This is a genomic window from Chryseobacterium sp. UYP7, assembly GCF_056279225.1.
Map to the genome: position 1 here is coordinate 719,143 of NZ_JBWBQW010000001.1, position 21,809 is coordinate 740,951.

Annotated in this window: 20 protein-coding genes; 14 read left to right on the forward strand and 6 right to left on the reverse strand. The window is 37.5% G+C overall.

Going from position 1 to position 21,809, the window contains the following annotated elements:
- Positions 1–10 precede the first annotated feature (10 nt).
- Positions 11–697, forward strand: a complete 687-nt coding sequence (locus ACZ9HT_RS03415) for a response regulator transcription factor (protein ID WP_476039039.1) — start codon at positions 11–13, stop codon at positions 695–697.
- Positions 698–765: 68 nt separating this feature from the next.
- On the opposite strand, the gene ACZ9HT_RS03420 is transcribed toward ACZ9HT_RS03415, so the two are convergent.
- Positions 766–1,311 (reverse strand): SPOR domain-containing protein, encoded by a 546-nt coding sequence (locus ACZ9HT_RS03420; protein ID WP_476039040.1) that lies wholly within the window; start codon positions 1,309–1,311, stop codon positions 766–768.
- A gap of 186 nt (positions 1,312–1,497) precedes the next feature.
- Here ACZ9HT_RS03420 and ACZ9HT_RS03425 point away from each other — a divergent pair, with 186 nt between their 5' ends.
- From ACZ9HT_RS03425 to ypfJ, 12 genes are all read left to right on the forward strand, one after another.
- Complete coding sequence (locus tag ACZ9HT_RS03425) at positions 1,498–2,859, forward strand: c-type cytochrome (protein WP_476039041.1); 1,362 nt, start codon at positions 1,498–1,500, stop codon at positions 2,857–2,859.
- Between the two features lie 22 nt (positions 2,860–2,881).
- A complete protein-coding gene (locus tag ACZ9HT_RS03430; protein ID WP_476039042.1) occupies positions 2,882–5,977 on the forward strand; it encodes a TAT-variant-translocated molybdopterin oxidoreductase in 3,096 nt (1,031 codons plus the stop codon).
- Positions 5,978–5,995: 18 nt separating this feature from the next.
- The gene (gene nrfD, locus ACZ9HT_RS03435) at positions 5,996–7,396 is read left to right on the forward strand and encodes an NrfD/PsrC family molybdoenzyme membrane anchor subunit (protein WP_476039043.1); all 1,401 of its coding nucleotides are present in this window, start codon (positions 5,996–5,998) and stop codon (positions 7,394–7,396) included.
- Positions 7,383–7,904 carry a DUF3341 domain-containing protein gene (locus ACZ9HT_RS03440; protein ID WP_476039044.1) on the forward strand — a complete coding sequence of 174 codons (522 nt, stop codon included), beginning with the start codon at positions 7,383–7,385 and terminating at the stop codon, positions 7,902–7,904. The genes nrfD and ACZ9HT_RS03440 overlap by 14 nt, the downstream gene beginning before the upstream one ends.
- Complete coding sequence (locus tag ACZ9HT_RS03445) at positions 7,897–8,658, forward strand: c-type cytochrome (RefSeq protein WP_476039045.1); 762 nt, start codon at positions 7,897–7,899, stop codon at positions 8,656–8,658. Before ACZ9HT_RS03440 ends, ACZ9HT_RS03445 begins: the two co-directional genes overlap by 8 nt.
- A 13-nt stretch (positions 8,659–8,671) precedes the next feature.
- A complete protein-coding gene (locus ACZ9HT_RS03450; RefSeq protein WP_476039046.1) occupies positions 8,672–10,003 on the forward strand; it encodes a quinol:cytochrome C oxidoreductase in 1,332 nt (443 codons plus the stop codon).
- Between the two features lie 79 nt (positions 10,004–10,082).
- Positions 10,083–11,240 (forward strand): hypothetical protein, encoded by a 1,158-nt coding sequence (locus ACZ9HT_RS03455; RefSeq protein ID WP_476039047.1) that lies wholly within the window; start codon positions 10,083–10,085, stop codon positions 11,238–11,240.
- 1 nt (position 11,241) lies between these two features.
- Positions 11,242–11,778, forward strand: coding sequence for an adenine phosphoribosyltransferase (locus ACZ9HT_RS03460; RefSeq protein ID WP_476039048.1), 537 nt, complete (start codon positions 11,242–11,244; stop codon positions 11,776–11,778).
- A 134-nt stretch (positions 11,779–11,912) separates the two neighbouring features.
- Positions 11,913–12,623, forward strand: coding sequence for a YfgM family protein (locus ACZ9HT_RS03465; protein WP_476039049.1), 711 nt, complete (start codon positions 11,913–11,915; stop codon positions 12,621–12,623).
- A 15-nt stretch (positions 12,624–12,638) separates the two neighbouring features.
- Positions 12,639–13,157, forward strand: a complete 519-nt coding sequence (gene ribH / locus ACZ9HT_RS03470; protein WP_476039050.1) for a 6,7-dimethyl-8-ribityllumazine synthase — start codon at positions 12,639–12,641, stop codon at positions 13,155–13,157.
- Between the two features lie 51 nt (positions 13,158–13,208).
- A complete protein-coding gene (locus ACZ9HT_RS03475; protein WP_476039051.1) occupies positions 13,209–15,287 on the forward strand; it encodes an LTA synthase family protein in 2,079 nt (692 codons plus the stop codon).
- A 44-nt stretch (positions 15,288–15,331) separates the two neighbouring features.
- Positions 15,332–16,186 (forward strand): KPN_02809 family neutral zinc metallopeptidase, encoded by an 855-nt coding sequence (gene ypfJ / locus ACZ9HT_RS03480; RefSeq protein WP_476039052.1) that lies wholly within the window; start codon positions 15,332–15,334, stop codon positions 16,184–16,186.
- A 112-nt stretch (positions 16,187–16,298) separates the two neighbouring features.
- On the opposite strand, the gene ACZ9HT_RS03485 is transcribed toward ypfJ, so the two are convergent.
- From ACZ9HT_RS03485 to ACZ9HT_RS03495, 3 genes are all read right to left on the reverse strand, one after another.
- Complete coding sequence (locus ACZ9HT_RS03485) at positions 16,299–16,541, reverse strand: YtxH domain-containing protein (RefSeq protein WP_476039053.1); 243 nt, start codon at positions 16,539–16,541, stop codon at positions 16,299–16,301.
- 244 nt (positions 16,542–16,785) lie between these two features.
- Positions 16,786–18,411, reverse strand: coding sequence for an L-glutamate gamma-semialdehyde dehydrogenase (gene pruA / locus ACZ9HT_RS03490; RefSeq protein WP_476039054.1), 1,626 nt, complete (start codon positions 18,409–18,411; stop codon positions 16,786–16,788).
- An 84-nt stretch (positions 18,412–18,495) separates the two neighbouring features.
- Entirely contained in the window at positions 18,496–19,146 is a 651-nt protein-coding gene (locus tag ACZ9HT_RS03495) for a metal-dependent transcriptional regulator (protein ID WP_476039055.1), read from the reverse strand.
- 252 nt (positions 19,147–19,398) lie between these two features.
- On the opposite strand from ACZ9HT_RS03495, the gene ACZ9HT_RS03500 reads away from it, so the two are divergent.
- Complete coding sequence (locus ACZ9HT_RS03500) at positions 19,399–20,427, forward strand: threonine aldolase family protein (RefSeq protein WP_476039056.1); 1,029 nt, start codon at positions 19,399–19,401, stop codon at positions 20,425–20,427.
- Positions 20,428–20,491: 64 nt separating this feature from the next.
- Here the strand turns inward: ACZ9HT_RS03500 and ACZ9HT_RS03505 are convergent, their stop codons facing one another.
- Both ACZ9HT_RS03505 and ACZ9HT_RS03510 read right to left on the reverse strand, forming a co-directional pair.
- The gene (locus ACZ9HT_RS03505; RefSeq protein WP_476039057.1) at positions 20,492–21,301 is read right to left on the reverse strand and encodes an enoyl-ACP reductase FabI; all 810 of its coding nucleotides are present in this window, start codon (positions 21,299–21,301) and stop codon (positions 20,492–20,494) included.
- Positions 21,302–21,403: 102 nt separating this feature from the next.
- Positions 21,404–21,670 carry a hypothetical protein gene (locus ACZ9HT_RS03510; protein ID WP_476039058.1) on the reverse strand — a complete coding sequence of 89 codons (267 nt, stop codon included), beginning with the start codon at positions 21,668–21,670 and terminating at the stop codon, positions 21,404–21,406.
- Positions 21,671–21,809: the final 139 nt, after the last annotated feature.

The following is a 21,809-nucleotide window of genomic DNA, read 5'->3' on the forward strand; positions in this document are numbered from 1 at the left end:
CAATATAATTATGAGCAACAGGATCTTATTAGTAGAAGACGACCAAAGTTTTGGTGCTGTTTTGAAAGATTATTTAACGATAAATAATTTTGAAGTTAACCTGGCGACCGATGGTGAGCAAGGTTTGAAAGAATTTACAGAAAACGAATTCGATATTTGTATTTTCGATGTTATGATGCCGAAAAAAGACGGTTTCAGTTTGGCAGAAGATGTAAAAAGAATTGACAAAAATATACCGATCATATTTCTTACCGCTAGAAATATGCGCGAAGATATATTGAAAGGGTATCAGTTAGGAGCCGATGATTATATTACGAAACCTTTTGATACAGAGCTTTTGCTTTATAAAATTAAAGCGATCTTACAAAGAAGTGCAGTTTTAGAAGACGACGAACAGGAGCAATTCAAGATCAGTAATATTTTCTTTGACTCTATGTTGCGTCAATTAAAAGTAAATGATACCGATTACAAGTTGTCCCCAAAAGAAAATGAATTGTTGAAACTGCTTTGTATGCACCGAAACGACTTCATGCCGAGAGACCTGGCTTTGAGAAAGATCTGGAAAAAAGAAAACTATTTTACGGCCAGAAGTATGGACGTTTATATCGCTAAACTCCGAAAGTTGCTGAAAGAAGATGATGGTTTAGAAATCATTAATGTTCACGGCGAAGGTTTCAGACTGTTGGTTAAAAACTAATTTCAGAAACGAATAGAACGTAAAAAAGCTCCGAATTTCGGAGCTTTTGTATTTATTAGTTGGAAGGTTTATTTTGCTTCTACACAAAAAACGCGGTACTGGATAGCAAGTGCCGACTGAAAATACTGCTTGATCTTCGAAAGATCGCCTGCCGCACTTTGTTTGCTTACATAACTTCCGGCCATTACTTTATAGTTTGGTCGTAAAGAAGCATCGATCTCAACCTTCATGTTTGGGAACCTTCTGCGGAAAAACATTCCTACTTCTCTGGCTTCCTCATTACTCTTTACAACTGCGAGCTGAATTTTGTAGCCCATAATTCGGGGATTTCTCCGGCAAATTTCGGCGCGGCTCAGTTCTCTCTCCGGAATATTGATTTTTGGATTGCTTTTGGGGTAGTCATCCGCGCTTTTATTCCAGGATGATCCAGAATTGCTGGCCAGATTTATAGCACATTTCTCCTCCATGTTCACCATTAAATCATCAATTTTTTTGTCCATAGTCATGGAGACAGGAGTTCCGGATATGGTGTCGTTTTTCACAACTTGCTGTGCTTCAATTGCATTAATTGCTAAAAAAGATAAGGCGGTGAATATTTTAAGAATGTATTTCATCAATATTTATTTTCAACAAATTTAGAACAAATTAAAATTATAGCAACATTTGTAATTTAGAATTATTACAAATTACTGCCAATCGAAAATTGGTCACTGCTTCCGTTGTTAATTTTCTGTTAAATGTGCTATTTTTGCCAAGTTAAAAGTAAACACAATACAATTTACTAACCCAAGATTTTATAAATGATTAGTTGGAGAAAGCATTACAAAAGAGGTCTTATCGTAATTTACGTGTTGCTGTCGACCAGTGCTTCTATTTACGCTCAAGGAGATGCGAAAAACGGCGAAAAGCTTTTTAAAGCAAACTGTACGGCATGTCACGCTTTAGATAAGCAACTTGTTGGTCCTGCACTAGGAGGCGTAGTAGACAGGGTAAAGAAAGAGCAGAATTTAGACACGGATTGGTTGCACAAATGGATTAAAGACAACAAAGCACTTAGAGCTTCCGGCGATAAGTATGCCAATGAAATTTTCGAGAAGTTCAACAAAACTGAGATGCTTGCATTTCCTAATCTTACCGATAAGGATATTGACGACATTTTAGAGTACACCACAAACCCACCTGCTAAGGAACCAGCTGCTGATGCAGCTACCGCAGTAGATACCAATTCTGTAGCGGCGTTAGAAGCAGCGAGAAAAGAATCGGTGAATTCAAAAATTATTTTGATTTCCCTGTTGGCGATCGGTGGACTTTTATTTTGGTTGCTCTTAAAGTTAAGACAGCTTGTTAAACTTCAGCAAACAGAAGAATTAGCCGGTGTTAATGCCGACAGAGCGGTTTCTTTTGGAGAATTGTACAAGAAATACAGTGTTGTAGGGAAAGGACTTCTGGTTCTTTTAGGAATATTTGCCGCTTATGGAATTTGGAATTCACTCATGTGGATCGGAGTTTATAAAGGCTACAAACCAGAACAGCCTATTTATTTCTCTCACAAGATTCACGCGGGAGAAAACAAAATCGACTGTCAGCTTTGCCACTCTTCAGCGAAATATGGTAAAGTTTCCGAAGTTCCATCAATGAATGTATGTATGAACTGTCACCGAAATATTTCCGAATACAACGGTAAATATATGGAGCCAGGAAAAGACAAAGCTTTCTACGACGGAGAAATTCAGAAAATTTATGCCGCCACAGGTTGGGATGCAGCCTCACAAAAATACACCGGAAAAACACAACCGGTTGAATGGACAAGAATTCACAATATGCCGGATTTTGTTTACTTCAATCACGCACAACACGTTGTAGCAGGAGAAACGGCAATTATAACTTCTTTCAACAAGAAACATCCTGAAGCTAAAATCGATGTGGTTTGTAAAGCATGTCACGGTCAGATTGATACTATGAATGTGGTACAAATGGCGAACGACTTTACTATGGGATGGTGTATAGAATGTCACAGAACTACAGAAGTTGATATGACCAATGGTTATAATAAAGAGTACTTTAAAAATCTACACGAGAAGTTGAAAAAACAATACGGTTCAGGAACCAAAGTTACGGTAGATGCGATTGGTGGTCTTGAGTGTGGTAAATGTCATTATTAATAACTAAAAATTAGAAGTATCAATGGCTTCAAATAAAATAAAATTCAGAAGTATTCACGAACTGCAAGATCCTAGCTTGAACGGAAGGCTGGCTCTTAAAGAATTTCAGAACGAAATTCCAGTGGATGAATCATCACGAGAAGATAAATCGACTGATTCTGGAACTTCAAGAAGAAATTTCCTAAAACTTTTAGGATTTTCTACAGCGGCTGTAACATTGGCTGCTTGTGAAGCACCAGTAATTAAAACGATTCCTTACGTGGTAAAACCCCACGAAATTATTCCTGGAATTCCTAATTATTACGCAACCACTTATTTTGATGGTTATGATTTCGCAAGTGTTTTAGTTAAAACAAGAGAAGGAAGACCTATTAAAATTGAACCAAATCCTTTAGCAAATGGATTGGGTAAAACAAATGCACGCGCTCAGGCGGCTGTACTTTCTCTTTATGATAACGATAAAGTAAAACAACCGAAACTTAACGGAAAAGATGACACTTTTGATAAAGTTGATGATTTCGTTTTAAAAGGTTTATCTGAGGCACAAGCCGGAGGTAAAAAGATTGTAGTATTGTCTCACTCTTTCCCTTCGCCAACCTTTAAAAAATTATTTGGAGATTTTAAAACCAAATACCCTACTGCAGAACTGGTTACTTTTGATGCTTTTCCTCACGCTGCTGCTTTAGATGCAGCTCAGGAGGTTTTCGGACAAAGAGCTTTACCGGTTTATGATCTTTCTAAAACGCAGTTAGTCGTTTCTTTCCAGGCAGATTTCTTAGGTGATTATAGTGGAGCTTCTTTGGAACCTTCCTATGCTGCTGCAAGAGTTCCCGGTCCAAATATGTTGAGACACATTCAGATTGAATCTAATATGTCCTTAACCGGAGCAAATGCCGATTCAAGAGTTCAATTAAAACCCAGTGCAGTAAACAAAGTTTTAGTCGAGGTTTACAACGGTCTAAACGGTGGAGCGACAAGTAAAGAAGCTGGCGAAATTATAAAAGAATTACAAGCCAAAGGAAGCAACGCAGTTGTTTTCGGAGACGGTTCAAAAGGCGCTTATGTTTTAGCCCACTTAATCAATCAAAAATTAGCGTCAACTGCTTTAACAGGAAAAGCAAGTTTCCTGAAAGAGTTTGACGGAGCAAGATATCAGGAGTTTTTAGGTTGGATCAACTCGGGTCAGGTTGGCGTATTGATCGCTAACAACGTGAATCCAATTTATTCCAGCAATAAAGGGGACGCTTTCAAAAAATCTTTAGAGAAAGTTCCTTACGTAGTTGCGATTACGGATAAGAAAAACGACATGTATAAAGCAGCGAAAGCTGTAATTCCTGTTGCCAACTGGTTAGAGTCATGGGGTGATTTTGCTCCACAGACCGGAGTTTACACATTGATGCAGCCAACTATTCAAAAAGTCTTTAAATCCAGACAGGTTGAAGATTCATTGTTGGTTTGGATGAACGGAAAAGGAAACCCCGCAAACAATTACTACGATTATTTAAAGGCAAATGCGACCACTCTTATTGGCAGCACTCCTTTTAATAAAGCACTTTATAATGGAGTTTTGGAAGGTGGAAACACCGCAGGACTTTCATACGCTGGTGGAAATGCACAGCAAGCTATTACTGAGTTAGGCGCTTTTAAAGCTTCTGATCTGGAATTAGTTCTGTACACTAAAACAGCGATCGGAGATGGAACTCAGGCAAACAATCCCTGGTTGCAGGAACTTCCGGATCCTATTTCAAGATTAACATGGGACAATTATTTAACAGTTTCCCCTGCAGATGCAAAACGTTTAGGTCTTGAAAATGATCTGAATGCGAGAATGCAGTTAGGTGGTTCTATAGTAAGTATTACTGCAAACGGCGTTACTTTAAAAGACGTACCGGTATTTATTCAGCCAGGTCAGGCAGACGGTTCATTTGGACTTGCTCTTGGATATGGTAAAAAACTTTCGGGTACAGTAGCCGATACAGGAATTAATGCGTATCCTTTATTTGATGGTTCTAATCTGGTTTTATCAAATGTAAAAATTGACAAAACTGGTGATGATTACGAATTTGCAGGAATGCAGCTTCAAAATACCTTAATGGGTCGTTATGAGATCGCAAGAGAAGTTCCTCTGGATACTTTCTTAAATGTGAAATTTGATGACGAGAAATTAGGATGGAACAAACCATTGGAATATCATACCATCGGTGGTGCATTACCAGCCGGAAAAATTGACCTTTGGGATGCTTTTGATGATGCAGATGGTCCTCACTTTAACTTATCAGTTGATTTAAATTCCTGTACAGGATGTGGCGCTTGCGTTATTGCTTGTCAGGCAGAAAATAATGTTCCTGTAGTTGGGAAAGCCGAAGTAAGAATGTCTAGAGATATGTTCTGGTTGAGAATCGACCGTTATTACTCGAATGATATTCCTGCAGATATCGATTTAAATAAAGATAGCAAACTTTCTCAGGAAGAAGCTATTGCTGCGGATCTTAATGTTCCGGGAATGTATGGTCATTTTCTTGATAAAGACAGTGGAATTTTAAATCACCCGGCGAATAATCCAGATGTGATTTTCCAGCCGGTAATGTGTCAGCACTGTAACCACGCTCCTTGTGAAACGGTTTGTCCAGTTGCGGCAACTTCTCACGGTAAGCAAGGTCAAAATCAGATGGCTTATAACAGATGTATTGGTACAAGATACTGCGCGAACAACTGTCCATATAAAGTAAGAAGATTTAACTGGTTCACTTATAATCTGAATGATAAATTCGACTTTAATCAAAATAATGATTTAGGAAGAATGGTATTGAATCCAGATGTTGTAGTAAGAACAAGAGGGGTAATGGAAAAATGTTCATTGTGTATTCAAATTACTCAGAACACTATTCTTGAAGCTAAAAAGGACGGCAGAGTCGTGAAAGATGGCGAATTCTCCACCGCTTGTGTTAATGCTTGTCCAACAGGAGCCTTTACATTCGGTGATATGAATGACAAGACCTCTGAAGTTAGAGCACTTTACAGCACGAACAGAAGATATACTTTGTTAGAAGAGATTGGGACTAAACCAAATGTATTCTACCATACCAAAGTAAGAAATAGAAAAGAAAATAACGTTTAAATAATAAATAGGTAAAAAATGTCAGGACACTACGAAGCTCCGATAAGGGAACCTTTAATTATTGGTCATAAGACTTATCACGATATCTCAGAGGATATCGCAAGACCTATTGAGTCACGCGCAGGAAAATTATGGTGGGTTTCCTTTTGGATCGCCTTAACTTTATTCCTTTATGGTTTTGGCTGTATTGCTTATACCATTGGTACCGGGATCGGTGCGTGGGGACTTAACAGAACCAATAACTGGGGATGGGATATTACCAACTTCGTTTGGTGGGTAGGTATTGGTCACGCAGGAACATTAATTTCTGCAGTACTATTATTATTTAGACAAAGATGGAGAATGTCTGTTAACCGTTCTGCGGAAGCGATGACCATTTTTGCCGTTGTTCAGGCAGCGATCTTCCCGGTAATTCACATGGGTAGAGTTTGGGTTGGATATTGGGTTTTCCCTCTACCAAATCAATTCGGTTCCCTCTGGACGAATTTTAACTCGCCTTTACTTTGGGATGTATTTGCAATTTCAACTTATTTCTCCGTATCAACCGTATTCTGGTTTATGGGATTGATTCCCGATTTTGCAATGATCAGAGACAGAGCAAAAACGCCCTGGACGAAAAGAATTTATACTTTCCTTTCCTTTGGATGGGGTGGAAAAGCAAAACACTGGCAGCGTTTCGAAGAATTATCTTTGGTATTAGCAGGTTTAGCAACACCATTGGTATTCTCGGTTCACACCACGGTATCCTTTGACTTTGCAACATCCGTTATTAAAGGATGGCACTCTACAATTTATCCACCGTACTTTGTTGCAGGAGCAGTATTCTCTGGTTTCGCAATGGTACAGACCTTATTGTTAGTGGCTAGAAAAGTTTGTCACCTCGAAGATTATATCACAATGTATCATATCGAAATCATGAATATCGTAATCATCATCACTGGTGGTATGGTAACGGTAGCTTATGGTACAGAATATTTCATTGGATGGTATTCCGGATCCAGATATGAAGATTTTACATACCTTTCTCCAGGTGCAGCAACCGGTCCTTACTGGTGGGCGTTCTGGGCATTGATTACGTGTAACTTAATCGTTCCTGCATTATTCTGGTTCAAGAAAATTAGAACAAATATTATTGCAACTTTCATTATTGCTTTAATTATTAATATTGGAATGTGGTTCGAGAGATTTGATATTATCGTTATCAATATTTCACGAGATTATTTACCAAGTTCATGGACGATGTTTAAGCCTTCGATTATCGATGTTGGAGTGTTCTTAGGAACAATAGGATTCTTTGGAGTATTATTTTTACTGTACGCCAGAACGTTCCCTGTAATTGCACAGGCAGAATTGAAGACTATTTTGAAAATATCAGGTGAAACTTATAAAGCTAAAGAAGAAGAAGATGAGCACCATTAAAAAAGTATTTGGTATATATGCCGACGATGACGATTTGTTAAACGGTGTACAGGCTTTTAATGACAAAGGAATTGCGATCAACGAAGTGTATACTCCGTTTCCGGTTCACGGTCTGGACAAAGCTTTAGGTTTAAGAAAAACAAGAATTTCAGACGCTGCTTTTATTTATGCAGTTTATGGATTAACAATAGGGATTTTGGTTACTTATTATACCATGAATCATGACTGGCCAATGAATATTGGAGGGAAACCTTCATTTACATGGGGAGAAAACATGCCTGCATTTGTTGTTCCAATGTTTGAATTAACGGTTTTCTGTGCAGCTCACATGATGTCTCTAACCTTTTTGATTAGAAATAAAATGTATCCGGGTTGTCCACCACAAAATCCAGATCCAAGAACGACTGATGATAAATTCATGATGGAATTTCTTACAGATGATGTAGATGCAGTAAAGCAAATCCTTATGGATACTGGAGTTGAAGAAATAACTGTAAAAGATGCTTAAAATGATGACAAAGAATATTATTAAAATTACAGCGGTCTTAGGCTTTGTAGCATTTTCTTTAAGTTCTTGTAGCAAAGAAAATCCGCCTTTGGTTTATTTCCCGGATATGTATTTTCCAGTTGCTTATGATCCCTTGATGAAAGCGAGTGATGCTTATTCTGATCACGAAAATGAACTTCCGGCTTTTGTAAAACAAAGCGGTGCCACTGGATTATATCCTGTTAATGGAACCGTTTCTCAAAATAAAGACGGCGTTACAGATGAAGCGATGAATGCTGCAATGACTCCTGATCAATACAACGGTGGTTACGACGCATCTAAACTAGTAAGTGGTTCACCATTGATCACCGCTAATCAAATAAAAGATATCGCGAGAGGAAAAGTTTTGTACGAACAAACCTGTGCAGCTTGTCACGGTACTGGTGGCGATGGTCAAGGTCCAATCGTTGTAAGCGGTGCTTATTCCGGTGTTCCAAAATATGCTGACAGAGAAATTACAGTTGGTTCTGTACATTATGTATTAACCAACGGAAGAAATGCAATGGGTTCTTATGCAGGTCAACTATCTCCGGGAGACCGGTGGAGAGTTGCAATGTATGTGATGAGCGCCTTTAAAGGAGGACTTAATCCAGCACCGGCAGCTCCAATGGCTGCAGCAACTGCAACTCCTGCAACACCAACAGCCGATACAAAACCAGCAGAACCTGCAATGGCTGCAGATGCAACAAGTGTAACGACTAGTCCTAAAAAATAAAAAGTATTAAAAAATGTATAGTTTTTCACCTAAATTAAGATTATATTCAATCATATTTATCGTTCTGGGATTAGTGCTTTTTGGCGCAGGCTATGTGATGAATCACGGGATGGATGATGTTAGAATTGAACATATGATGGAATCTGCTACTGTTAGCGGAAATCCTGCTCCGACCAATTCCAGCGAATTAATAGGTCCTCAGGATCACGCAGCTCATTTGGAGCATGCAACAATGCAGGTTCACAATCAGCCTTTAGCTGCAATCCATACCATTGCAGTATTTCTATTTGCTTTGAGTTGCTGTGCTTTATTCTTTTACAGTATTCAGAATGCTTCGCACGCAGGATGGTCAATTATTATTCTAAGAGTAATGGAAGCTATTGCCTCCTTTATTCCGTTTGCGGGAGCTCTTATTATTCTCTTAATGATTTTAAATGTTACCCACATCGGTCACCTTTTTCACTGGATGGATCCCGAATTAACAGAACCGGGTAACGCACACTTTGATCCAATTCTTTTTGAAAAGAAAAGATTTTTAAATATTCCTTTTTACGTTGTTCGAACTTTGATCTATGTGATCGGTGCTTCTTTCTTCGCCTGGAAATTGAAATCACTTTCTAAAAAAGTAGATGAAACAAAAAGTAGAAAAGTTTACGCCAACTATTACAGCTGGAATATCGGATACATCGCATTCTTCGGATTTTGTTCAGCAGCCTGGGCTTGGGACTGGTTAATGTCAATTGACCCTCACTGGTATTCTACAATGTATATCTGGTACGCAATGGTTAGTGCTTGGGCATCTTCTTTAGGCGTTATCATTTTAATCTGTGTTTACTTAAAGAAAAAAGGAGTACTACCTCAATTTAATGACAATCACTTACATGATTTAGGAGTTTACCTGTTTGCGTTAAGTATGTTATGGACGTATACTTGGTTCGCACAATTCATGTTGTATTGGTATGCAAACGTACCGGAAGAGGTTAATTATTTCTTCGGTCGATTCGAATATTATAAAAGTATCTTCTGGATTATATTAGCAATGAACTTTGCAACCCCGCTATTAGTAATGGTTAGTTCAAGCATCAAAAGAAATTACAAAGTTGTTGCAACAATGGCAGTAATTGTTATTTGTGGGCAGTGGTTGGTTTATTTCAATATGGTAATGCCTGGAACAGTTGGACCTTACTGGAATACTCCAGAAGTTTTATTGCTGAATCTTGGATCAATTTTATTCGGAGTAGGTTCATTCGTCTTTGTTGTTTTAACTGCACTTTCGAAATTGCAGTTGATCCCTGTTGGAAATCCATTCCTTAAAGAATCAAAAATTTACGAATATCCGTTCTAAAAAGTAACAGATTATTCAATCAAACTATAATCCCGGCTTATGTCGGGATTTTTTTTAAATTTGTATAAATCACCAAATTATGAAACGACTTCTGTTTTTACTGCTTTTCGGCTTTCTCTTAATGTCCTGCAAGAAAGATCAGGTAGATGCAACCACAACAATGACGCTGCAATCCAGCATTAACGATATGGCGTCCAGCTTAAATACTTTACAGCAGGTAAAATTTAACGAGGCATTATATATTTTGAAAACATTCGGTGTCGAAGCCGATGGTGATATTAATGAGTTAAAGTCCTTGGGAAAAATGATCAATGGTCAAAAAGTTCCTCAGATCCTGGCACTTGCCGATCAGGTTGCTCAAAAAAACGGTATCGAATGGACGAGTGTTGGTCCGCCCTCTTTGGGAGAGATGAACATTTTCGGAAATGACTTAGCAAAAGAATCAGACCCGAACGATATCGCTGCAAGTTCCTTAAATGTTACAACAAATCCAATATCAGTCGATAGTATTCTGGGTCCGAAATCGCTGCAGATCGTTCCACGGTTGGTTGATGCTTCCGGAAAACCGATCTCTTTTACGGGTGCAGGTCTAGAAGCTGTTCTTGAAGTTTTTAGTAACGGAACAAGAATTTTAACTTCTAAAAATCTGATGCAGGATAATAATTTCAAAGGTTTCAATATGAGATTTGCATCTCTGCCGGCGCAAAAGATTATAGATAATAAAATCGATATCACAGTCTCTGTAAAAACTACAAAGAAAACCTTTAAGATGTCTAAAATTGGCGTCGTTGTAAATCCGAAAGCATTATTAATGCCCGCCGGAAATCCTGCAGATAATCCTGCAAATTCTCCTGTGACAGATCCGACTATTGAGCCTCCAACTACTATCACAGACCCAGTTGCCCCAACGGTCGCAGTGTCTGGTGATCCAAAAAATAGTGTGACTAAATTTTTGAATAATCTCAGCACTCAGAATTTGAAAGGAGCATACGATACGGCCGATAATCCTAATTGGGGATCGTACGAAAATTTTTCTAATCCAAATTCAGGCTTTGGTGGTGTGAAAAGTATCAATGTGAAAAACCTTGCCACCAAAAGCACTACCTCCAATGCTGCAAGTGTAAATGCAACGTACGATGTAACCGATAAGAGTGGTAAAACTACAGCGCTTCAGGTAACATTTGGCCTTAAGAATGTAAATGGAGAATGGAAGATCTCGAGCTATAAAATAAACTAGAATGACGAATCCCGATCTTATTGTAAAATTGAAAAATACGATTGAAAATATTCCGGATTTCCCGAAACCGGGGATTCAGTTCAAGGACATTACTCCAATCTTTCTTGATCCTAAGCTGTATGAAGAAGTTATTGCAGATCTTGCCAATTTCAGTCGTGGGAAAGTAGATGCCGTTTGTGGCATCGAAAGTCGGGGCTATCTTTTTGGGATCGCGATTGCAGTTGCACTGGAAGTTCCTTTTGTTTTAATCCGGAAAAAAGGCAAACTTCCGCCACCGTTCGTGAGTCAGAAATACGATTTAGAATATGGTTCTGCAGAAATTGAAATGAGAACCGGACAAATAAAGCCGGGACAAAGAATTCTTGTTCATGATGATCTTTTAGCAACAGGCGGAACTACAGAAGCTGCAGCGAGGTTAGTTGAAAAGCAAGGCGCGATCGTTTCCCAGTTCAGTTTTTTAATTGGCTTAACGGATCTTCAGGGTGAAGAAAAACTTAAACAATTTAATGCAACGGTACATTCAATTTTACAATACTAAATGCTTATTTTCTGTAATTGTCAACGAATTCTAAGGTAAAACACCAATATTTTTTTAAAATAATGTTTTTTCAGACATAATTTTGTAAATCGTTCAAAAACAGTTAAATTTGCACTTCAATTTTTATTAAAATTATGGCAAAACAATCATCACACGCGAACAAAAAGCAGATGGAAGGAAAGGAAACTGTTGAAGTTTTCAAAGATCTAGACAGAGGTGCACTGGATACAGAAAGGTTTGTTGAGAAACATGCTAAAACGCTAATGATCATTTTTGGTGCATTGGTTCTGGCTGTATTAGGTTATTTTGCTTATCAGCAGTTTTACGTGGCACCACGTAATGAAGAAGCAACGTTGAGTTATCTTTCTGCTCAGAAAAATTTAGCAGATGGTAAAGATGAATTGGCTTTGGGTGGAAAAACTGCCGCAAATCCAGGGTACTTAGGAACTTACAATGAATATTCCGGGACTAAAGTTGGAAAGCTTTCTGCTTACAACGCTGGTCTTCTCAAATTCAAAGAAGGGAAATACCAGGAAGCTTTCGATTTGTTAGATGAGTTTTCGTCGGACAATAAAGTTTTAATGGCTTTAAAATATGGCGCAATGGCAGATTGCCAAACGAATCTTAATAAAAACGATGAAGCATTATCGCTTTTAGATAAAGCAATTTCAGCTTCAGATGATCCTTACACTTCTTATTATTTTACAAGAAAAGCAGGTTTAGTAGCATTGGCTCTGAAGAAAAATGCCGAAGCGAAAAAGTATTTCTCAAAAATCGACGAAAAATACCAGGATTACGATAATGGAATGTCTGATTCCTACATCGAAATGGTAAAATATTACTAATAAAAATATCATAAAATGGCAACTGTAAATCTTTCAGATTACAAACCATTACAGATTAATGATGCCGGTTCTTTTAGAATTGGCATCGTTGTTTCAGAATGGAATGATTTTGTAACGCACAATCTTCGCGATGGCGCTGTTGAAGTGCTAAAAGCAGAAGGCGTAAAAACAGAAAATATCAAAATATTCAAAGTTCCCGGCGCTTACGAATTAAACTATGCTTCAATGCAATTGTGCAAAGAAGGGATTTTTGATGCTGTTATCGCCATTGGTTGCGTTATTCGGGGCGAAACTTCTCACTTCGACTATGTGTGTTCTGCGGTAGCGCAGGGAATTAAAGACTGCAATATTTTAACAGATGTTCCCACGATCTTCTGTTTGCTAACGGATGATACCAAAGAACAGTCTATCGCCAGAAGTGGTGGAGCTTTAGGAAACAAGGGCATTGAAGCCGGAGTTACCGCCTTGCAAATGATTGATTTTAAAAAGAATCTTTCAGAAAAAAAAGGAAGTATCGGTTTCGGCAGTCTGTAAATTTTTAATTGTTTAATTTGCCGAGACGCAAAACCGGTAAAAATCTAAAAAATGGATATCAAAAAAATAAAACCCTTTCTCTATCTCGGAATATTTTATCTGATCATTTCCGTGATTTTGAGAGTTATTTTCTTCTTTCATCCAATTACGAACGCAAGTTTTGGTTTTTTCGAAATTATAAAAATTCTTGCAGTTGGTCTGCTGAGCGATATATTTGTCTTTATTTTGGCGAGCAGCATTCTTGCGCTGTATTTTCTCTTTCTGTCTGACTCAAAATATAAGAAACCTTACGGGTATATTATTTTTGGGCTTTTTGTTTTAGCCTTTATTTACACGGCCTTTGTTCCCGGCAACATCTTTAAACAGTACGGCGGTTCTTTTCCGGAAGTCGCGATCTCTTTTGTTGGATTAAAAATGGTACTTTTCGGCTTAATGCTTTTCCTTCCAACCCAAAGAATTAAAATTCGGAACGTACTTTATTTTATTACTTTATTTCTCTATGTTCTTTTGATAATTTTCAATGGCGTAAGCGAATACTTTTTCTGGAATGAATTCGGCCTCCGCTATAATTTCATCGCCGTAGATTATTTAATTTATACCAACGAAGTTATTGGGAACATTATGGAAAGCTATCCTGTAGTTCCTTTGTTCTCCGCTATTTTGGCTTTGACTTTAGGAATCACGTGGCTCATCTATAAAAAGACGAAAAATGAGCTCCTAACATTGCCGGATTTCAAACAGAAATTAATTCTGCTCAGCACTTTTGTTATTTTATGCGTGGTCAGTTCGTTCTTCATTCCTAGATTAGATGGTTTAAAATCCGAAAATGCCTTTTCCGAGCAGATTCAGGCAAATGGATTACCTAGATTTTACCATGCTTTCACGCATAACGAACTCGATTATTTTCAGTTTTATCCAACGGTAAAGCAGGATGTTGCAGAACAGAATTTTTTGAAACAGTTTGATCCGCCAACTTTATCCAGACGCGTTGTTGCGACTGGACCTGAAATGAAGAAGAACGTGGTTTTAATTTCTATTGAAAGTCTTTCCGCAGAATTTCTTGCTCATTATGGCAATACCCAGAAAATAACGCCTTTCATTGATAGTCTGGCAGATAAATCTCTTCTATTTACAAATCTTTATGCGACCGGAAACCGAACTGTTCGTGGGTTAGAAGCTTTAACGCTTTGTATTCCGCCTACCGCAGGAGAAAGCATCATTAAAAGAGATAACAACAAAAATAAATTTACGACCGGAAGTGTCTTTAAATCAAAAGGTTACGATGTGAAATTTCTGTATGGCGGTTACAGTTACTTCGATAATATGGAGGATTTCTACAAAGGAAACGGCTATGATATTGTCGATCGAAATAATTTTAAACCTTCCGAGATAAGTTTTGCAAATGTTTGGGGTGTTGCTGATGAAGATATGGCCAGAAAAGCCATTCAGGTAATGAATGCAGAAGCAAAATCCGGGAAACCTTTTTTCAACCACTGGATGACGGTTTCTAATCACCGGCCTTTTACGTATCCTGAAGGTAAAATTGATATTCCTGGAAATGCGAAATCCCGGGATGGTGGCGTAAAATATACGGACTATTCTTTGCGTAAGTTTTTCGAAATGGCGAAGAAACAGGAGTGGTATAAGAATACCGTTTTTGTAATTATTTCTGATCACTGTGCTTCCAGTGCCGGGAAAACTGAACTGCCAATGGATAAATACAGAATTCCAGCCATGATTTTTTCTGAAGGGTTTATCGAGCCACAACAGTTTAATCAACTCATGTCTCAGATCGATGTGATGCCGACCTTATTTGGACTTTTAAATTTTAATTATCAGTCTAAATTTTTAGGACAGGATGTTTTCAAAGAAAATTTTGAGCCTAAAGCATACATCGCGACTTATCAGGATCTTGGTCTGATTAAAGATAATCACCTGACAATCATTTCGCCGACGAGAAAAGTAAAGCAATATTCTTTGAGTTTGCAGAAATCTGACTTACCCGATAATTTTAAACTTTTTTACGATGAAAATCTGGTGCAGAAAACGGCAAATTATTTGATTGATGAGACCATCTCAGTTTACCAGTCTACGAGTTATTGGTTGAAAGAAAACAAACTCAATAAATAAAAATTTTGTAATTTTAAATTAAATAAAACACTAAAATATTCATTATGAAATGGACTAATGATAGAAGCGGAAATGTTGATGACAGGCGCGGAAGCGGCGGCGGTGGCGGAATGATGGTCGGCGGCGGTCTTGGAACGCTTATTATTGCAGCAATTATATTTTTTTTAGGTGGTGATCCTTCGGCGATTCTTTCCTCTGGATCGGGTCCGGCACAACAGACCGAACAGCGCGATCTTTCGGCGGACGAATTAAAAGTGAGTGATTTTGTATCTATGGTTACGGCAGAAACTGAGCAGACCTGGAGCAAGATCTTTCAGGAAAATGGAATGCAGTATAAAGCACCGAAAGTAGTAATGTTCGAAAGCGTAACGCAATCCGGCTGTGGAACAGCACAAGCTGCGATGGGACCTTTTTACTGTCCCGCAGATCAAACCGTTTATATGGATATGAGCTTCTTTAAAGAATTGGAACAGCAATTTGGTGCAAAGGTTACAGAGTTTTCTGTCGCCTATGTTATGGCTCATGAAATTGGACATCACGTTCAGACTTTGCTCGGAACAACCCAAAAGGTGGATCAATTAAGAGCGAGTGGTAGATATGATGAAGCAGAAATGAACAGAGTATCTGTGGCTACAGAACTTCAGGCAGATTTTTATGCTGGAGTTTGGGCAAAACAGACAGACAATAGAGAACATATTTTAGAACCTGGTGATATTGAATCTGCCATTTCTGCAGCTGAAGCAGTGGGTGATGATAATATTCAGAAACGTTCGCAGGGTTATGTAAACCAGGAAGGCTTTACGCACGGCAGTTCTGCCCAAAGAAAAGAATGGTTTATGAAAGGTTACAACACCGGAGATATTCGACAGGGTGATACTTTCAACGCTTTATTAAAATAAACCACTATTAATATAAAATTAAAATTCCCGAAAGCGATTTCGGGAATTTTTTGCATAAAAAAACCGTAGGGTATAATACGCTACGGTTTACAAAAATATATAAGAATAATTTTTAGTTTTGATTCGCAGTATTTTCTACTGTCGTCGTCGCTTGATCTACTTTATTCTGAACTTGAGAAGCTACATCTGAAGCTTTTGATTTCAAGTCGCTTCCGAATTTGCTGAAGTTATCTTTTGCGGTATTCAAAGTGTCTTTAACGGCTTGTTTTTCTTCTGTTGTAGAATTTTTATATTTCCACCATGCAAGTGCTCCAAGTCCAAGTAATGCTAGTAAGCCATTTTTTTTAGTGCTCATAATTTTAAGTTTAAAGTTGTGTTGAAAAAATTTAATTTGATGATTAAAGTATTGTAAAAAGTGTGCCACAGAATTTTTTCAAAACATAAAATTTTGTTAAAAGGATTAATTTCAGTTAATTACATCTGTTAAAGTCCTTTTTGAGAAACAAAGCAGTCTAAAATAATTTTAAACTCGGAATGCATCAAAACAAAAAAAACTCTGTCAGACAGACAGAGTTTAAATTAAATTGATAGATCACCGATTATCCTAAGTAAGGATATTTGTAATTTTTCGGAGATACAAAGGTTTCTTTAATGCTTCTTACAGAAACCCATCTCATCAAGTTCATTTTAGAACCTGCTTTATCATTTGTTCCGGAAGCTCTTGCTCCACCGAAAGGTTGTTGACCAACAACAGCTCCTGTTGGTTTATCGTTGATATAGAAATTTCCGGAAGCATTTTCTAAAGCCTTGTAAGCTTCGTCAATCGCATATCGATCCTGTGCGAAAACCGCTCCGGTCAATGAATATGGAGAAGTTTCGTCAACCAGTTTTAAAGTGGCAGTCCAGTCTTCATCTTCGTAAACGTAAATAGAAAGGATTGGTCCGAAAATTTCGTCACAAACCGATTCGTATTTTGGATTGGTGGTTAAGATCACCGTTGGTTCAACGAACCAGCCTTTTGAGTCATCACATTTACCTCCCATAATTACTTCAGCATCTGCAGATTTCTCTGCTCTTTCGATATAACCTTTGCATTTCTCAAAAGAATTTTTATCGATTACTGCATTTACAAAGTTGGATGGATCTTCCGGACTTCCCATCTTCACGGTTTTCAATTGAGATTCCATTACTGCTTTTACGTCATTCCAAATTGATTTAGGAATATAAGCTCTGGAAGCTGCGGAACATTTTTGACCTTGATATTCAAAAGCGCCACGAACCAAACCTGTTGCAACCGCTTCAACATTTGCTGAATGATGAGCCACAACGAAATCTTTTCCACCAGTTTCTCCAACAATTCTTGGGTAAGTTCTAAATAGATCAATATTGTTACCGATCATTTTCCACATTCCCTGGAAAACTTTAGTAGAACCGGTAAAATGCAATCCTGCAAAATCACGGTGCGACATTACTTTCTCTGCGGTACTTTTTCCATCTGTAAAGATCATGTTGATCACTCCAGCCGGTAAACCAGCTTCAATGAACACATCCATCAAAACTTTGGCAGATAAAACCTGTTTGTCTGAAGGTTTCCAAACAACAACATTTCCCATCATTGCCATACACGTTGGCAAGTTCCCGGCGATCGCTGTAAAATTGAATGGAGTTACAGCAAAACAAAAACCCTCCAGAGGTCTGTATTCTGATCTGTTCCAGATTCCCACGTCAGAAACTGGCTGTTCGCTGTACATTTCTGTCATGAATTCTACATTAAACCTTAAAAAGTCGATAAATTCACAAGCCGCATCAATCTCTGCCTGATGAACATTTTTACTTTGTCCAATCATGGTTGCAGCATTTAAACGGTCGCGGTAAGGTCCTGCGATCAGATCTGCAGCCTTTAGGAAAATAGCAGCACGCTGTTCCCATCCTAAATTATTCCATTTTTCTTTAGCTGCAAGTGCCGTATTAATGGCTTCATCAACATTCTCCATGGTTCCTTTATAGTAAAAACCTAAGTCATGCTGGTGATCTTGCGGGGAACTAATGGCCACTTTGTTGTCACTTTTTACTTCTTTTCCATTGATGATCATTGGAATTTCTGATTTCTCTTTCCACATTTTTTTATAGGTAGAGATCAGTGATTTTACTTCTTCAGAGCCTGGTTCATAAGTTCTTACCGGCTCATTGAGTGCATAAGGTACTTGCGAAATCGCTTTTGACATATTTTTATTTTTTATTGATTATTTTGTGAATGTTACAAAGTTAAGGCAATTACGGCAATGCGCCAAAAACACAGTTTTCAGATGTTACTGCTTTACCAAAATCTTTTCGCTCACCACTTTGCTTAAAGTCTTTATGTTGCCATCGATTTTAACGGTCATTGATGAGTCATACTTTTCAATTTCGACGATCTCGATCTCTTTACCCAACTCTAAATTTTTGTCGTTAAGAAAACTAAGAAAGTCAGCATCAGAAATAGTAACAGCAGTGAAAATGACTTTATCTCCAGCGGTACAGTTGCTCAGTTTTTTTAAATGCTGATCGATAATATTTCCCTCTTTATCTGGAATAGGTTCACCGTGCGGATCAAATTTAGGATAATTAAGAATCTCATCCATTTTATCAAAAAACATATTGGATTGAATATGTTCCACCTGTTCCGCGATCTCGTGCACGTTTTCCCACCCGAAATTCATCTTTTCAACGAGGAACATTTCAGTTAAACGGTGTTTTCTTACGACTAATGCAGCTTGATTTTTGCCGGAATCTGTAATTTTGAGGGGTTTATAGCTTTCGTAAATGACCCATTTTTTATCCGCAAATTTCTTCATCATATTATTCACGCTTGGCATTTTTACATTCAGAACCTTGCTCAGTTCATTGATGGTTACAGTATTTTCGTCATTAATTAAATGGAAAATAGCTTTCAGATAATTTTCTTCGGTAAGCGAAATCATAAAGATAGATTAACAGTTATGCAAATCTAACAATAATATGATACAAAGAAAACTCACCAGTAATGATGAGTTTAAGTGTAACATAAAATAAATGAGTTATGAAAAAAATAAAGAATTAGAACATAAAAAAATGGTTATTAGTTTTTTGTTGAATTCCATGAGTCAAAGGTGACTATAATTTGAATAGAAATCACGGGTTAATTTCACGTTTTTGCGCGGTGCTTTCACGTTTTTTTTCTTTATTTTTATTTCATGAAATTTTCCTTTAAAAATGATTACTCTGAAGGTTGCCATCCAAGAATTTTGGAGACTCTTTCTACAACTAATTTTACACAGCAAAACGGTTATGGATTCGATGATTACTGCCATGAAGCCGAATTGTTAATTCAAAAAAAGATTAATAATTCAGAAGCTAAAGTCTATTTTGTTTCCGGTGGAACACAGGCAAATCTCATCGTGATCTCTGCTTTTCTTCGTCCGCACGAAAGTGTTATTGCCGCAGATACCGGTCACATTTTCACAAACGAAACTGGCGCGATCGAAGCAACTGGACATAAAATTCACAGTGTTCCAACTTCCGATGGAAAACTCACAACCGATCATATTCAGAAAGTTTTAAACGATCATCAAAATAAACCACACCAGTTAAAACAGAAGTTAGTTTATATTTCTAATTCTACGGAAGTTGGGACAATTTATTCTAAAAGTGAATTGCAGATTTTATCAGACTACTGCAAAGAAAAAAGTCTTTATCTTTTTATGGATGGTGCTAGACTTGGTCATGCTTTGACCGCGGATACCAATGATGTAACGCTGGAAGATATCGCTACTCTAACCGATGCGTTCTATTTAGGAGGAACCAAAAATGGCGCATTGATCGGTGAAGCGATTGTGATTACTAATAAAGCGCTGCAGGAAGAGTTTGGCTTTCATATCAAACAAAAAGGCGGGTTGCTTGCAAAAGGCCGTTTTCTCGGAATTCAGTTTCAGGAATTATTGAAAGACGATCTGTACTTCAATCTAGCGAAACATGCGAATCAACAGGCAATGAAGATCAAAAGTGCTTTCAAGGAAAAAGGTTTTGACTTTTTGTCTGAAACCTTCACCAATCAAATTTTCCCAATTTTGAAAAATTCTCAGATTGAAAAACTCTTGGAAAATTTTGATTTTTACGTCTGGAAAAAGATTGATGAAGAGAATTCTGCCATCCGTTTAATTACTTCCTGGGCGACGCAAGATGATATCGTGGATAAATTTACGAAAGAAATTAAAGCGTTGTAAACATCAAAAAAAAATCCATCCAGTTTATGAACAGAATGGATTTTAAATTTTAAAAATATAGTTTTTACGAATCTTCAAATTTTTCTACGATTTTCTGAGAAACTCCGGTCTTGCTAAATCCACCATCATGGAAAAGATTTTGCATGGTCACTTTTCTTGTAAGATCAGAGAACATGCTTACACAGTAGTTTGCACAATCAACTGCATCTGCATTTCCGAGTGGAGACATGGTATCTGCGAAATTAAAAAACCCGCTGATTCCTTTTACACCTGCGCCGGCTTTCGTCATTACAGGAGATTGAGAAATGGTGTTTACACGAACTTTTCTATCACCCCAATAATATCCGAAACTTCTTGCGATGCTTTCAAGATAAGATTTATTATCTGCCATATCACCATAATTCGGGAAAGTTCTTTGTGCAGCGATATAAGTTAAGGCCAAAATTGATCCCCACTCGTTCATAATATCTTTATCCCAGGCAGTTTTCATGACTTTATGAAAAGAAACTGCAGAAACATCCCAACCTTTTTCTAAGAAATCATAGTTTAGATCTGTGTACGTTTTTCCTTTTCTAATATTTACGGACATGCCGATTGAATGCATTATAAAATCAATTTTGCCGTATTTTTGTTGGGCATGTGCAAAAAGTTTTTCCAGATCCTCCATCGATGTAGCATCAGCAGGAATAACATCTGAACCTGTCTTTTTTGCTAATTCATCAATTTCTCCCATTCTCATTGCAATTGGAGCGTTAGAAAGGATAAATTCTGCACCTTCTTCGTGGCATTTTTCAGCAACTTTCCAGGCAATCGACTGGTCGTTTAAAGCACCGAAGATAATTCCCTTTTTACCTTTTAATAATCCGTACGACATAATTTATAATTTATTTGAGACAAATTTAAAATTTTTTATGGTATAACGCATAAAAAAAGAGAACCATAAAAATTACGGTTCTCTTTTTTGCGTTTATTTAAACTAGTTTGTTGCTTTTCTAACTTCAGATTTTGCATCCTCTGACCAGTCTTTTGTTTTCTCCCAAGCATCAGAAGCAGCATCTTTTGTGCTTTCCCATGCGTCAGAAACGTTGTCTTTTGCTCTGTCCATCCAACCTTCTGCTGTTGGCTCAGTATTCTTATCTCTTTGCTCGCGAATGTAATCCTTTGCTCTGTCTGCGTAATCGTTTACGGTCCACTTTGCATCATTCACTGTGTTTTCTGCTTTGTTATAATCTTGTCTGTCCATAGTAATATTTTTATAAGTTAATAAATAATGAAATTTAATTTAATAATGATAGATATACAATATCTATTCCTAAAATATTTAAGGTAATGTTAAAGATTTATTAAAGTTTTGCCAAATAACTGTTTAATGTCTTAATTGA

Excerpts from the sequence above, each read along its gene's own strand:
- ACZ9HT_RS03500 (WP_476039056.1), top strand. The coding sequence starts at position 19,399 with ATGAAATTTTCCTTTAAAAATGATTACTCTGAAGGTTGCCATCCAAGA.
- ACZ9HT_RS03510 (WP_476039058.1), bottom strand. The coding sequence starts at position 21,670 with ATGGACAGACAAGATTATAACAAAGCAGAAAACACAGTGAATGATGCA.
- ypfJ (WP_476039052.1), top strand. The coding sequence starts at position 15,332 with ATGAAATGGACTAATGATAGAAGCGGAAATGTTGATGACAGGCGCGGA.
- ACZ9HT_RS03485 (WP_476039053.1), bottom strand. The coding sequence starts at position 16,541 with ATGAGCACTAAAAAAAATGGCTTACTAGCATTACTTGGACTTGGAGCA.
- ACZ9HT_RS03420 (WP_476039040.1), bottom strand. The coding sequence starts at position 1,311 with ATGAAATACATTCTTAAAATATTCACCGCCTTATCTTTTTTAGCAATT.
- ACZ9HT_RS03425 (WP_476039041.1), top strand. The coding sequence starts at position 1,498 with ATGATTAGTTGGAGAAAGCATTACAAAAGAGGTCTTATCGTAATTTAC.
- ACZ9HT_RS03430 (WP_476039042.1), top strand. The coding sequence starts at position 2,882 with ATGGCTTCAAATAAAATAAAATTCAGAAGTATTCACGAACTGCAAGAT.
- ACZ9HT_RS03475 (WP_476039051.1), top strand. The coding sequence starts at position 13,209 with ATGGATATCAAAAAAATAAAACCCTTTCTCTATCTCGGAATATTTTAT.
- ribH (WP_476039050.1), top strand. The coding sequence starts at position 12,639 with ATGGCAACTGTAAATCTTTCAGATTACAAACCATTACAGATTAATGAT.
- ACZ9HT_RS03415 (WP_476039039.1), top strand. The coding sequence starts at position 11 with ATGAGCAACAGGATCTTATTAGTAGAAGACGACCAAAGTTTTGGTGCT.
- ACZ9HT_RS03455 (WP_476039047.1), top strand. The coding sequence starts at position 10,083 with ATGAAACGACTTCTGTTTTTACTGCTTTTCGGCTTTCTCTTAATGTCC.
- nrfD (WP_476039043.1), top strand. The coding sequence starts at position 5,996 with ATGTCAGGACACTACGAAGCTCCGATAAGGGAACCTTTAATTATTGGT.
- ACZ9HT_RS03460 (WP_476039048.1), top strand. The coding sequence starts at position 11,242 with ATGACGAATCCCGATCTTATTGTAAAATTGAAAAATACGATTGAAAAT.
- ACZ9HT_RS03505 (WP_476039057.1), bottom strand. The coding sequence starts at position 21,301 with ATGTCGTACGGATTATTAAAAGGTAAAAAGGGAATTATCTTCGGTGCT.
- ACZ9HT_RS03440 (WP_476039044.1), top strand. The coding sequence starts at position 7,383 with ATGAGCACCATTAAAAAAGTATTTGGTATATATGCCGACGATGACGAT.
- ACZ9HT_RS03465 (WP_476039049.1), top strand. The coding sequence starts at position 11,913 with ATGGCAAAACAATCATCACACGCGAACAAAAAGCAGATGGAAGGAAAG.
- pruA (WP_476039054.1), bottom strand. The coding sequence starts at position 18,411 with ATGTCAAAAGCGATTTCGCAAGTACCTTATGCACTCAATGAGCCGGTA.
- ACZ9HT_RS03495 (WP_476039055.1), bottom strand. The coding sequence starts at position 19,146 with ATGATTTCGCTTACCGAAGAAAATTATCTGAAAGCTATTTTCCATTTA.
- ACZ9HT_RS03445 (WP_476039045.1), top strand. The coding sequence starts at position 7,897 with ATGCTTAAAATGATGACAAAGAATATTATTAAAATTACAGCGGTCTTA.
- ACZ9HT_RS03450 (WP_476039046.1), top strand. The coding sequence starts at position 8,672 with ATGTATAGTTTTTCACCTAAATTAAGATTATATTCAATCATATTTATC.